This window comes from Mannheimia pernigra (genome assembly GCF_013377995.1).
GTDB classification, from domain to species: Bacteria; Pseudomonadota; Gammaproteobacteria; order Enterobacterales; family Pasteurellaceae; genus Mannheimia; species Mannheimia pernigra.
This window is the reverse complement of sequence record NZ_CP055305.1, coordinates 809,559-823,002: the sequence shown is the minus strand read 5'-3', so window position 1 is coordinate 823,002 and position 13,444 is coordinate 809,559. Positions and strand designations below refer to the sequence as shown.

The 13,444-nt window shown below is 38.6% G+C and carries 12 protein-coding genes and 1 pseudogene; all 13 read right to left on the bottom strand.

The features are described from left to right. Nucleotides 1-2 precede the first annotated feature (2 nt). The 13 genes and pseudogenes from HV560_RS04005 to HV560_RS03950 all read right to left on the bottom strand — a co-directional run bounded on the left by HV560_RS04005 (nucleotide 3) and on the right by HV560_RS03950 (nucleotide 13,443). On the bottom strand, nucleotides 3-1,769 hold the full coding sequence (locus HV560_RS04005) for a KAP family P-loop NTPase fold protein (protein WP_176812203.1): 1,767 nt from the start codon (nucleotides 1,767-1,769) through the stop codon (nucleotides 3-5). A 208-nt stretch (nucleotides 1,770-1,977) separates the two neighbouring features. Beyond that, nucleotides 1,978-2,184: a hypothetical protein gene (locus tag HV560_RS04000; protein WP_176808834.1), complete on the bottom strand. Its 207-nt coding sequence runs from the start codon at nucleotides 2,182-2,184 to the stop codon at nucleotides 1,978-1,980. Between the two features lie 328 nt (nucleotides 2,185-2,512). Then, on the bottom strand, nucleotides 2,513-2,752 hold the full coding sequence (locus tag HV560_RS03995; protein WP_176808835.1) for a hypothetical protein: 240 nt from the start codon (nucleotides 2,750-2,752) through the stop codon (nucleotides 2,513-2,515). Between the two features lie 203 nt (nucleotides 2,753-2,955). After that, nucleotides 2,956-3,543, bottom strand: a complete 588-nt coding sequence (locus tag HV560_RS03990; RefSeq protein ID WP_176808836.1) for a hypothetical protein — start codon at nucleotides 3,541-3,543, stop codon at nucleotides 2,956-2,958. Next, entirely contained in the window at nucleotides 3,512-4,444 is a 933-nt protein-coding gene (locus HV560_RS03985; protein WP_272955349.1) for a VENN motif pre-toxin domain-containing protein, read from the bottom strand. Before HV560_RS03985 ends, HV560_RS03990 begins: the two co-directional genes overlap by 32 nt. A gap of 150 nt (nucleotides 4,445-4,594) precedes the next feature. Beyond that, the gene (locus HV560_RS03980; RefSeq protein ID WP_176812201.1) at nucleotides 4,595-4,807 is read right to left on the bottom strand and encodes a hypothetical protein; all 213 of its coding nucleotides are present in this window, start codon (nucleotides 4,805-4,807) and stop codon (nucleotides 4,595-4,597) included. Then, nucleotides 4,804-8,139, bottom strand: coding sequence for a hemagglutinin repeat-containing protein (locus HV560_RS03975; RefSeq protein ID WP_176812200.1), 3,336 nt, complete (start codon nucleotides 8,137-8,139; stop codon nucleotides 4,804-4,806). Before HV560_RS03975 ends, HV560_RS03980 begins: the two co-directional genes overlap by 4 nt. A gap of 62 nt (nucleotides 8,140-8,201) precedes the next feature. Beyond that, nucleotides 8,202-8,708 carry a contact-dependent growth inhibition system immunity protein gene (locus tag HV560_RS03970; RefSeq protein WP_176812199.1) on the bottom strand — a complete coding sequence of 169 codons (507 nt, stop codon included), beginning with the start codon at nucleotides 8,706-8,708 and terminating at the stop codon, nucleotides 8,202-8,204. Nucleotides 8,709-8,710: 2 nt separating this feature from the next. Further along, nucleotides 8,711-12,277 (bottom strand): endonuclease toxin domain-containing protein, encoded by a 3,567-nt coding sequence (locus HV560_RS03965; RefSeq protein WP_272955348.1) that lies wholly within the window; start codon nucleotides 12,275-12,277, stop codon nucleotides 8,711-8,713. A gap of 86 nt (nucleotides 12,278-12,363) precedes the next feature. Then, nucleotides 12,364-12,705 (bottom strand): ankyrin repeat domain-containing protein, encoded by a 342-nt coding sequence (locus HV560_RS03960; RefSeq protein ID WP_337790815.1) that lies wholly within the window; start codon nucleotides 12,703-12,705, stop codon nucleotides 12,364-12,366. Nucleotides 12,706-12,726: 21 nt separating this feature from the next. Next, nucleotides 12,727-12,888: a hypothetical protein gene (locus HV560_RS10470; protein WP_337790814.1), complete on the bottom strand. Its 162-nt coding sequence runs from the start codon at nucleotides 12,886-12,888 to the stop codon at nucleotides 12,727-12,729. Nucleotides 12,889-12,919: 31 nt separating this feature from the next. Beyond that, nucleotides 12,920-13,012 (bottom strand): annotated as a pseudogene (locus HV560_RS10495) (hypothetical protein); the annotation flags it as partial. A gap of 41 nt (nucleotides 13,013-13,053) precedes the next feature. Continuing rightward, on the bottom strand, nucleotides 13,054-13,443 hold the full coding sequence (locus tag HV560_RS03950) for a CDI toxin immunity protein (RefSeq protein ID WP_176812197.1): 390 nt from the start codon (nucleotides 13,441-13,443) through the stop codon (nucleotides 13,054-13,056). Nucleotide 13,444 lies beyond the last annotated feature (1 nt).

Below are 13,444 nucleotides of genomic sequence, written 5' to 3'. Positions count from 1 at the left end.
GATTACTCCTTATACCAAGTTTCGCTTGTTAATCTTGTTTTAAGCCACGGATAATTAATACCTTTCTTTTTTAATTCAACAATAAAACGATTTAAAATTTTTGCACCGTCTTCTGAATTTTCCGCTAGCAAACAAGCTCCCATAAAACCATTTGGGCTTTTATCCCAATTATCCACTTTTCTTAATTGTTCAATTAAAGTTTCCATAACAGAGATTTGTTCATCCATTGTTAATCCCTGAATAACATTTTGGGTGTTTTGTGAACCTGTTCTTGCTGTGGTTGTAAGTAAAATACTTAAAGCATCTTGTGCTTTTTGAGAAAGTTGGGCGGTATAAGTATTTAATGGTATGGTTTCTCTGGATAAATAAATCGCCGCTCGCAAATCAACATCGGATAATTTTGGCTCTAATTTTACCCATTCTTTGATAAATTCTTGAATAGATTTATTTTCAGAGAGTGTTGATAAATTTTGCTCATGGTTATTTTCCAGCTCTTTTAATAATTCAAGTTTACCCTCTTTTTCATTGATAAGCTGATAAAATTTTATTACTACATCAGAATCCACACATCGCTCAAAAATCACCAACTTGGTAATAACTGGTTCGTTTAGTGGAATTTGACGCTTGTCTGCGATTTTGGTGCGCATTTTAATGGTATTTAAAATGCGTTTTACAATTCGGGGATTACCGTGAATATTAGGGGAATTTGCCAATAAAGGGGATATTCTATTTGCTCGTTCAAAATCTGCCAATAGAGCTTGGTTATTTTGCTCTCCAATCATGTGGGTTACCTCTTCTGGCTTTAAAGATTGATTTTTCCAAGATTGTTGCAAATGAGCTTCTAAAAATCGGCGTAAGTTTTCTAATTTTTCGGTAGATAATTTTTGATGAATGGCGTATAGCATATACAAATATGCGCGAATTTCAAGAACACCAGCTTTAGGTACACGAATAGGAATTTGAATGAGTTTATCCAAATAATCAATTTGATGACGATATGACAAATCTTTATAATGTTCGGCAACAGAATGGCGAATCATTTCCTCATCAGCGGCTATGATAAAAGCAGTACGATTTAAGAATAAAAATAAACGAATCGCCTCCAATGTTTGAATAGCATTAGCAGGCAGGCAACGGTCAAGATTATCAATCACAATAACTAGCTTTTTGCCTAAATCCTGTAATATTTCGCCATATTCTTTTCTAAATGCATCAATTTGCTGTGGTGGTGTTTGTTTTTCTTTGGATTTAATCAGATTTCTGCCTGAATCAACAATTTCTTTTCCTACCTCCACAACTTGTTTGCTTTCTGCTTCATCCTGAATACCATCCAATGAATTTTGGGCTGTTTCAAATGTTCTGGAAATTAAACCAAAAGTTGGTATTCCTGCTACTAAAGCAGCCCCGTCAGCCATTAAACCAAACAAACGCAATCCATCAATTCTTGCAAATAAATTTTTAGATTTTTTCCAAATGGTTTCGTCATCTTTGGCAGCCTGAATCAAATGACTAGCAATCACTTCTAAAAGTGCTGCCCTGGCATCGTCGAATCCTTGATAAAGCCAAGCATCAAATTTAATCACAATCCACTCATCGGGCTTGATTTGTTGCTCAATTAAATTTAACAAAGAGGACTTACCTGCTCCCCAGTTACCAAAAATACCTATTGAAACTGGTAACATAGCCTCAGTTTCCAATATTTCAGTAACAATTTGGGATACCTCACCAAAATTAAGATAGTCTTCTTTAGACTCAGTATCTGACCACATTAAATCACCCTGATTTATAAAAATATAGACCTTTATAATACTAACACATTTTTGAAGCTCCCGATAACCTGAGTATCTCCCCGATGGCGCGAGTGTCCCACTCGTGCCAAAACAAGCGGTTGATTTACCGCTAAAATTTGCAAAATATTCAATATAATTAATCGCTTGTAAGTAGCACCAGTTAGTGCGAATACAATTAAACTATAAATTATTCATCTTCCTGATCTGTAGTATCAGGAAATCTATCAAACACTTTCAAAATAACACCGCCAAGAAAACCATAACCAATCCCTTCTAAAGCAAAATCTAAGATAGAGTCAATATTTATAGATAAATTCATAGCTAATTCTATTGCTAAATTAGCTGAAAAAACTGATATATAAACGAGAAAACATAAATAAATAAATCTTTTCATTTTACTTCCTTGTTTCTTTTGAACGTTCAATTACTTCGTCTTCTGAAAATTTAGATGATATCGTAGACAAAATTTGTTTATTTATAGAATTTAGCTTGTTATTAGATAACATATCAGTAATTAGCCCGACTACTTCATTTTATTTACTCTCCATAGTCTTGTTCATAGAACCCTCTACTTCATTCAGTACTTTTGGTATTTTCTCACTAAAAATAGCATTTGTTGTAGGTTTAATAAAATTATGAATATAAGGGTTGCTAGCGTGAACGCTATTGCCATCTAAGTTACAGAACATATTTTTAATACCTATTCTGACTTCTATATAATATCAATCTACAGCCTTTTCTTTGAGAACAAGAACATATAATAATGAAGTAAGGAAAATCAATGCCATAATTTTTACTGAAAAAACAAAAGTCTCCTGGTAGTTAATTGTCAACTTAAAATCTATATTTTTTATCTTTAAAAAAGATAAAAACAATATAAAATCAAAAAATACACTCAATGCAAATGTCATAAAAAAACCTAATACAGATGGGATTAAAATAGTAAAAAAGCTTTTCATCATTTTTCCTCCTCGCTACTTTTATTAAGGCTATCAAAAGTATTTGATATTTTTTGATTTGACCATTCTCCCCAAGCAGCATTAATGGTAGGTCTAATAAGATTATTCCCATAGCTACCTAATTTAGATTAAGTAGCACTAGCTATAGATGCTAGTGCTATCGAAGACTAAAATTTAGCTAAGAATAAAATAAATTGCATATATTATTAATTTTCAATATGAACTATAAAATTTTTATTTTTTGAACAAAATTCTAGAAACTCAATACATAAACTCCTATCCTCAGATAAAGAGATTACTCCAAATCCAAGATCTTCATGTGGATATATCGCAATATTTAATTTAGGTGAAATGAAAAAACAGATATTCCCTAGCACTGCATTGCAACCCATAACTAGCTTTGCCAAACAAGGAAAAAGTTTTTTATCCAAAGATATAGTCAAACAATCTGCTGGTAACGGAATATCCCCATATAAATAATCCTCAAACACCTCTGTGGATTCTTGTATAAGATTATATTTTTTAGCTCTCCTCAATAGATTGAAATAATACTCCCCCTCATTTTTAAAATCATATTCTTTAGAATATTTTAATGAACTTACAGCAATAAATTCATTTAAACCATCTTTAAAAAAATCATAGGCAAGATTTAAGGCTTCTTTTATTAAAGTTAAATTATGAGCATTTTGGGACTCAAAATACCCAACCCATAGACTACTCGAACTAAAACCTGAAAAATTAAATCTATCTAATGAAACACTCTTATTTATCATCTTTTTTAATGATTTTTCCATCTGAATCTCCTATAGTAATTTTCTTAGAGGCTGTTGGTTCTTTTCCGTTTAAACCAACTTTCCACTCACCAGCTTTATCTGAATGTCTCGTGTTACTTTTCGACCAAATTTCTCCAGTGTGTTTATTTACATAAACAGCATTACCTTTGCTATCTCTTTTTCGTTCAAAATCTTCAGCATGGGTTGTAGGAGTGCGAACAATATCTCCTATTGAAGAAGAATTTACTTTTTGTTTTGGTTTAGATAAATATTCAATAGGTTTTGCCAATGTTGTTTTCTTTGCAAAAGAAGCAATTTGGGGTGAAATCTTTATCCCTTTATTTTCTCTATCTTCAACAAAGTTATTTACTAAAAAAACAATCGCTTTTTCTAATGGGGTTCTTGCTCCATTAATAAAATCTATTTCTTTTGCATTTTCTGAAATAACAAATTCGATAAATCTCTCTTGGGTAGCGTTTGATAATGTCGATAACTGAGAATTAAAGAAACCAACTAATTCCAATGCCCTTTGATTAGCTTCCTCATCATTTTTCTCCACTCCATATCGACACCATGCAGATTGGCAATTTTCTTGAATATCTTGTAGTTGCTTATCACTTAGTTCTTTATACTTACGGAAAACTTCTTCAAGAGAACTCCCTTCTTTTTCAGCTTTCTCTAAATCTTTGAAAAGATCTGACACTTGAGAATCTAAAAAAGCATTATTCTCCACCGCATTCTCTGCCACCGTCATTCCAACACTTGCATTTGCTAGTGTTTCAGCGCCATTGCCTGTACTTACTGCGCCACTTGCAATCCCAGCTAGTAATTTTGCTGAAGCCAATAGGTTAGCTTTTTCTTCTGTGGTTAAATCCGACGCAGCTTTGCCGTATACCGCCTGTGCTAGTACCGCAGCTCCCAGTTCTCCCTATGGTGCGAGCGTCCTCGCCCGTACCAACCGAGCGGTGGATTTGCCAATAAAATTTGCAAAATACCTAACATAATTCACCGCTTGTAACTTATATTAAATAGCACTAGCGTGGACGCTAGCGCTATCGGAGGAATACGCAAGCTATTTATTATTAACATCTTTAGATTTAGTTGCCTTTCCCAGCCACAATCCTAATATAACAACTAGAAAGGAAGGAAAAATCGGGTCTAGAAAATGATCTATTGTCCAAAGGGAGTTTGTATCTTGCTCAAAAATCAATAAGACAAGAAATTCTAAAAATAAAAAATTCAGATATGAAACAATATAAGCTAGAGTAATGTAAAGTTTTTTCATTTTTTATCCCCCTCATTTCCTGATTTTTCTCCTGATACTTTTTCTATTCTATTTTCAACATACCCTGAAGCAATATTAGATATAATTTGCTTGAATATTCCGTCTTTTCCAGCCATATCCACCAAAGATCCAATAAGCTCTCCAGAACCTACAGATGCTACGTTTGCTATTTGCTCTGTTGCAATTTCTTTATTTGATTTGTTTTCATTTACTGCAGTAACCCCTTTGTAAATCGCATTAACCGATAATTGCTGATCCCAACTTCTGCCTGCTAATCCCAAACCTAAGATATAATTCATCATCGTTCCTTCAGGCGTAGCTTCTCCATTATACAAGTCATATCCAGTGGAAACAGTTCCAACTAAAATTCCTTCTGTAGTTTTAGGATATTTTGCCGCAAATGCTCCCAATGTATTAGCTGCGGTTTGGGCGGTTGATGAAGTGACTTTTGCCGCTTTTTCTACATATTGAATACCTTTTATAACTACACTATTTCCTCCTGTTCCTACAACAGAAAGCCCTGTTGCAAGTGAATCACTCAAACGCCCCTCAACACTTCCTGAATAGTTATATACTTGTTTAGCTTTTGACTTCAGTTCTGAGTAATCTGGTTTTATTTGTGGAGAAGATACTGGTGTTTCCAATAATTTTAATTGCATTGGAACATTGCCATATTCTCTTACCCATTTGAATAATACTTCTCTATCTCTTTGCGATAAGCTGTCTGGATTAGTCTGATAAGCATTTAATAACCTGTCGGAAGCTTTGTCTTTTTCCAGTAAATATTGCGCTCTAAAAGCTTCTTCAGGTGTTAATACTTTTTTCTTCATTAATCTATCTAATTCAGCGTATTCAGCTTGAGATAAGAAGTTATTCTCCACCGCCCTATTCGCTGTCTCAGCCCCAAACACCGTATCTGCTGTTGTACCGCCTACAAGGTTGCCTGATACCGCTCCTGCAAGTTGCCCCGCAACTTTCAATAGGTTTCGTTCTTCTTCTGTCAGCTCGCTCGGTTGTTTGTTGAAAACAGTTTCTGCTAACAACATCGCACTGCCTTCGCCCACTAAGCCTGCCACTGCACCTGCAGTTGCACTGCTGCCCGATACTTGGGCTTCAAGTGCTGATAAAGCAGCGTGTGCCAGTAGGTTGGCAGTTTTGCTGTCTTTTGTCAGCTCGTGGATTTGGGCATTGAGCTCCGGAGAAAGCGCTGCAACCGCAGCTTGTCCGGCACTGCCTCCGCCTAAAATCGTACCAAGCGTAGCAACCGCTGCATCCACTTTACGTTTGTTTGAACCACCTTCACTCCAGCTTTCTTGTTGCGCTTTGGCTTCAAGGTAAGCGGTGCGTTTTTCATCAATTTTTGCAAGATTTTTCTCTTTTTCTGCCGCTTGTAACTCAGTTTCCGCCCGTTTTACCACTTCTGCCGCTTCTTGCGCTTTTTGGCTGGCGTAAACATTTGCTGCCCCCGCCATTTGCCCCACCGATTGGCTTACCGTTTGTTGCTCTTTCAATACCTGATTGATATCTTTCGGTTGTTCAACTGCTCGGTGGGCTTGGCTTAACTCCGTATTAATCCCCAACGCTTTCGCTGTGGTTTGCGTTGGCGTGCTGTCTTTGTTCAGCGTGATTTTCCCTTCCGTCAGCATCGCTTTGGTTGTGCTATTGTCATTACCTTGGCTGTGCATCGGCATTCCTGCGCTGCCGCTCACTCCATTTGATTGTGAATATCCGCCCGATAGTGAACCACTTGTCGCTTGGTGTTGGCTGTGGTTCTGTATATCACTAAAGATAATAGCGTTAGTCGTCAGCTCGCTGTTATCAGGATTGGTTGAAGCGATTGCTCCGCCTTTTAGCTCAACCTTATCAGCCGTAATGTGATAGCCGCCTGATTTCGCAAATAAACCGCTTTGCTCCGCCACACCACCGGCATTCGATTTACCACCGGAAAGGTTGGCATTCCCGCTAAATTCCCAACTGCTACCAAAACCAAACTCCACTTTGGTGTTTAGCCCACCTTGAGTGCTTTTCGATTGATGGCTGTCTTGTAAGCTCTCAATATGCAGCTTACCTTTAATATCGGCGTGAATGCTATTCGCGTGGGCGGTTGCCCCTTTCATTGTCACATCACCACCACTATTTAGCGTGAAGGTCTCGCTGTCTATATGGCTGTTGTGGTATGTCGTGCTTTCTGAGGTTTGCTTACCTTTTTGGAAACCCTCTTTGGCATAGAACGACCAGCCGGTTTTCGCCCCCACACTTAATGCCGTGCCGACTTCCGTACCATAGCTTTGGTTCTTATGACGTTGATAGCCCGTACTTTCTCCGGCAAGTAGCTCAACACCTTCCCTGCCTGATAGCGTCACACTGCTGTTTGCCAGCCGTTTGCCTTGCTCGTCTTTTGAAGTGAAGTCCGTTTGGATGGCGCTTAATTTACCACTGCGGGCTTCAATATGGATATGCTGTGCATTCACTTGGTTGCCTAAGCTTTCAGACACTCGGTTTTCACCACTTTGGCGAGAGTGTGCTAAGCCTGTCCCCGTTTCTACTCGGAATAATACCGAGTTATCTTTGTGATTTAAGGCGTTATTTACGGTGTTGTTTAAAATATAACCCTGTGCCGCTAAACCCAGCACTTGTGCTGCCTTCACTCGGTCTGAGGCCTCTTTGTCTTTCAATGTGCTTTCCACTGACTGTACTAAGTCAATAATCGGTGAAATCACCCGCGTAAACTGACCAAATTTTAAATCACTGCTGTGATGATGGTTATTCGCCGTATTGTGTGCCGTGTCGAATGTCACTTTCTCCGCACTTAACTCTATGCGATTTTTTGCTAAAATTTGACCGCTTGTAGCGTGGAAATCTTTGCCTGCATAAATTTCAACATCATCTTTTAGGCTAGCTATCATACTGCCTTGATGCGAAACCGCATGACCATTTTGACTATTCAACTGACGGTTATAACCGGAAAAACGCTCTGTTTCTGAAATCACCGCTTCGCCAAAACCATGGCTTTTGCCTGCTTCATCTTGCCCTTGTGTGGTTTTAGCTGTCGTAATGTTCACATTATTCCCTGAGGATAATTTTACCTTACCATCGCTAACCAACTGCGTGCCGGCTAAAGTGATATCCCCTTTTTCCGCAATCACTGTCGTTGCGCCACCAAAAGAAAGCACCCCCTCTTGCTCTTGAACTAGCTCTCCATCACCTTTTTCTTTGCCGGAGTAAACTCCCCGATGGCGCGAGTGTCCCACTCGTGCCAAAACAAGCGGTTGATTTACCGCTAAAATTTGCAAAATCCTCAACATAATTAACCGTTTGAAGCAGATAAGCATTGACACTCGTCAGAGACGAGCGCCATCGGGGGATTGTTCTTGGATTTGTGCGGTTTGGTTTATCATTTTTTCTTATAAATACTTGTACAATATTCAAACGCTTCCATTACTGCCTTACCAAGTTCTTCATCAGATAAACCAACAGGATATTCAAACTCTATTCCTTTTCCTGATTTGTCTCTTACAGTACCATATGATCTTAATCCATCTTGATGATATGGGGTAACATATAGAATATTGTTATAGATTTGTACACTGAGATACAAACTATCTTTACATATATCTCTATGATTTTTATACCCATAGGTTTTAATAATTTGTTCATCTATTTTTTTTTCAAAAGAAGTAAATAACTCACCATTCTCCCAATAATACATAAATTCTTTTTCAGGAATCTCTCTACTTTTTTCTAATTCTAAAAAAATAGCTTTACCTAACTCTTCAAAACATACTTCTCTATCCAAAAATATTGGTTGTCTATTTATATCAGCAAGCCTTACCCTTCCAATTAAATAGCTTTGAATAGAAATATATTTACTTGTTACATCTAAAAAAACGTGTTTTTTCATAATCATTTAACCTCTTTAACAATAATTTTAACACCCTGTGATCTTGCATAATCAATTGATTTATTAATTGCTTCCATTTGTTGTTTAGTAGTTGAGTAAGGTATTGCCAAATACATTTCTCTAGATGATATATCTCTACTAGTTATAAATTCCTTCCCTCTACCGTCTCCTTTAAAATTAACCATATCATCAACATACCTATTCAACTGATAAGTAATCCGTTTTGGATCTTGATAGGTTTTTGAACCTACCGTATCCATCGTTTTTGCACTAATCGCTGTTCCATCGGGAAGTAATCTATCAAATGTTTTGAAATTAGGTTTTATTTCGTTAAGATCTAGAGTTCCTTCAGGTAAGATTTTTTGTAAATATTCTTCCCAAGTCTTTCCTTGTTTTTGAATACCTTTTCCCCATTCAATATTGACTTCTTTATTTGATAATACGCCCTCTTTAAGTGCTAATTTACCAACATTTCTTATACCTGAATGAGCTAATCCAGCAATACCTGAAAGAGCACTAATTGCTGTCAATTCATTTGATAAATAAACTTTCATCCGAATTAAATCGGCTTCATCTCGATAACCTGCCGCTTCTAATTCATCGGCTTGTTTTAATTCCGCACGAGTATTTTCTGAGATAGTATCAATCGGTGATAAAACCGCCTTTTTAATTTCACCGCCTATTTGTCTTAATTGCTCTTTAGCCGTTTCATCTCCTTTTAAAGCATCCACAGTAATTTGTCTCAAGATAGCCGCATTTTCTACAGGCTCTTTTACAGAAATTTCCATTAATGCCTGTTTTGCAATATTTTCCATTCTTTGACTTTGCATTTCACTGTGAAGCCCAGAAACTTCTCGGAATTTGGCATCTACCCAGTGATCAAAATTTTCTCGAGGGCTATATCCTTTGAAGCTAGAATGTGCGGAAGAAAGCGTAACAAGCTCTTTTGCACATTCAGCCGTCATTTTATTGCGACAAGCTTCATCTAATCTCTTATTTCTTTCTCGATCTAACGCTCCTAATTCGTTAATTCTTGCTTGTAATGCGGAACAATCTCCCCCTTGAGCTAAGCATTGATCACGCTCTTTACTTAAACGAGCTAATTCCTCAGCTTCGTGTCTGAATAAATAGTTATTCTCCACCGCCCTATTCGCTGTCTCACTCCCAAACACCATATCCGCCGTTGTGCCTCCACTGGCTTGTCCAGCCACCGCTCCCGCAAGTTGTCCTGCGACTTTGAGTAGGTTTTTCTCTTCCGCAGTAAGTTCATTCGGCTGTTTGTTGAACACCGTTTCAGCCAGTAGCATTGCCGTGGCTTCGCCTGCCGCACCGGCTATCGCTCCTGCTGTGGCACTTGTTCCACTCACTTTGGCTTCTAATGCTGATAAAGCGGCGTGTGCCAGTAGGTTGGCAGTTTTGCTGTCTTTTGTCAGCTCGTGGATTTGGGCATTGAGCTCCGGAGAAAGCGCTGCAACCGCAGCTTGTCCGGCACTGCCTCCGCCTAAAATCGTACCAAGCGTAGCAACCGCTGCATCCACTTTGCGTTTGTTTGAACCACCTTCACTCCAGCTTTCTTGTTGCGCTTTGGCTTCAAGGTAAGCGGTGCGTTTTTCATCAATTTTTGCAAGATTTTTCTCTTTTTCTGCCGCTTGTAACTCAGTTTCCGCCCGTTTTACCACTTCTGCCGCTTCTTGCGCTTTTTGGCTGGCGTAAACATTTGCTGCCCCCGCCATTTGCCCCACCGATTGGCTTACCGTTTGTTGCTCTTTCAATACCTGATTGATATCTTTCGGTTGTTCAACTGCTCGGTGGGCTTGGCTTAACTCCGTATTAATCCCCAACGCTTTCGCTGTGGTTTGCGTTGGCGTGCTGTCTTTGTTCAGCGTGATTTTCCCTTCCGTCAGCATCGCTTTGGTTGTGCTATTGTCATTACCTTGGCTGTGCATCGGCATTCCTGCGCTGCCGCTCACTCCATTTGATTGTGAATATCCGCCCGATAGTGAACCACTTGTCGCTTGGTGTTGGCTGTGGTTCTGTATATCACTAAAGGTAATAGCGTTAGTCGTCAGCTCGCTGTTATCAGGATTGGTTGAAGCGATTGCTCCTGCGTTTAATTCGACTTCATCGGCAGTAATGTGATAGCCGCCTGATTGGGCAAATAAACCGCTTTGCTTCGTCACACCACCGGCATTCGATTTACCACCGGAAAGGTTGGCATTCCCGCTAAATTCCCAACTGCTACCAAAACCAAACTCCACTTTGGTGTTTAGCCCACCTTGAGTGCTTTTCGAGTGATGGCTGTCTTGTAAGCTCTCAATATGCAGCTTACCGTCAATATCGGCGTGAATGCTATTCGCGTGGGCGGTTGTCCCTTTCATTGTCACATCACCACCACTATTTAGCCTGAAGGTCTCGCTGTCTATATGGCTGTTGTGGTATGTCGTGCTTTCTGAGGTTTGCTTACCTTTTTGGAAACCCTCTTTGGCATAGAACGACCAGCCGGTTTTCGCCCCCACACTTAATGCCGTGCCGACTTCCGTACCATAGCTTTGGTTCTTATGACGTTGATAGCCCGTACTTTCTCCGGCAAGTAGCTCAACACCTTCCCTGCCTGATAGCGTCACACTGCTGTTTGCCAGCCGTTTGCCTTGCTCGTCTTTTGAAGTGAAGTCCGTTTGGATGGCGCTTAATTTACCACTGCGGGCTTCAATATGGATATGCTGTGCATTCACTTGGTTGCCTAAGCTTTCAGACACTCGGTTTTCACCACTTTGGCGAGAGTGTGCTAAGCCTGTCCCCGTTTCTACTCGGAATAATACCGAGTTATCTTTGTGATTTAAGGCGTTATTTACGGTGTTGTTTAAAATATAACCCTGTGCCGCTAAACCCAGCACTTGTGCTGCCTTCACTCGGTCTGAGGCCTCTTTGTCTTTCAATGTGCTTTCCACTGACTGTACTAAGTCAATAATCGGTGAAATCACCCGCGTAAACTGACCAAATTTTAAATCACTGCTGTGATGATGGTTATTCGCCGTATTGTGTGCCGTGTCGAATGTCACTTTCTCCGCACTTAACGCTATGCGATTTTTTGCTAAAATTTGACCGCTTGTCGAGTGGAAATCTTTGCCTGCATAAATTTCAACATCATCTTTTAGGCTAGCTATCATACTGCCTTGATGCGAAACCGCATGACCATTTTGACTATTCAACTGACGGTTATAACCGGAAAAACGCTCTGTTTCTGAAATCACCGCTTCGCCAAAACCATGGCTTTTGCCTGCTTCATCTTGCCTTTGTGTGGTTTTAGCTGTCGTAATGTTCACATTATTCCCTGCGGATAATTTTACCTTACCATCGCTAACCAACTGCGTGCCGGCTAAAGTGATATCCCCTTTTTCCGCAACCACTGTCGTTGCACCACCAAAGGAAAGTACACCCTCTTGCTCTTGAACTAGCTCTCCATCACCTTTTTCCCCCGATGGCGCGAGTGTCTCATTCGTGCCAAAACAAGCGGTTGATTTATCACTAAAATTTGCAAAATACTTAACATAATTAACCGCTTGTAACAGATAAGAATTGGCACCTCGTCAGGAGACGAGCGCCATCGGGGTTTCCAGTCGTATATGTATTGGAATTGCAAAAATCTATATACAGGCTAAGAATACTTCTCTAATAATTCAATAACTGCTTTAAATTCAGGTTTATTTCCATTATATTTTTTCATACCTTCTATCAATTCAAACTGACCATTGAAATAATGAACATTTCCTCCCTTTTTCAACATCAACTCGATTAGTTCCAATTCTTTTGGAACCGCTCCAATCATAGATAATGGAATAACTTGATCTTTATTTTCAATATTAGGATCTGCCCCTGCATTTAATAATGCAATTACCGCATCAACATTCCTTGACCTCATTGCATAATGTAATGGCGTCATTCCATAGCAATCTTGGGCATTGACATCAAGCCCCTTACTAATTAAATGCTCAATCATTTTTCTGGAAGGTTCTTCAGATTAAAATCCTAATAACGATTTATGCAACCAACTCCATCCTTCTTTAGGTGAAATTTCCAAATAATTTCTTTCTCCTGTTCGGAATAGCTCTTCTAATAACTCAAAATCATCTGTAGCAATTGCTTCCAGAATATTAACTCCCAATGTAGTGTATTTATCCATTTACTTATTCCTTCTCTCAAATTTTTTCATATCACGAAATAATAGGTTCAATATTATCCCTTCCGGGCATCTCATTCTTATGACTTCTATTTTCTGACATATTTTCCAGCCTAAAATTATCCGGTCTCGCATTGACATAATCATTAAATTGATTTTGACTCCAATTTAATTCTTTTGTTTTAGCCTAAAAATACTAATGGGAGGATTTTTATCTACAACTTGAGCCAAATAACCATCCCCTAAAAAAAACACATTTTTTGATAACGCAGAGATGTCATCTATATTATCTAATGCTAACAATAATTTAGTTTTAAAAAAAGGAATCCCTTTTGTGTCAGAAAGTATACAAACATCCTCATTAAGTTCTTTTTTACTTATAAGCTTAAGAAAAGAAAAGAAATCTATGCTCTCAACAATATTCATATCATTCTCTATGCTGCCATATTTAAACGGATATTTATTAAATTCATTCAAAACTAATTCTTCCTCTTCTAGGGAAAGAAGGGTAAAGTATTCAGATAATACTTCTCTACATTCATCAAATAATGTTGGCATA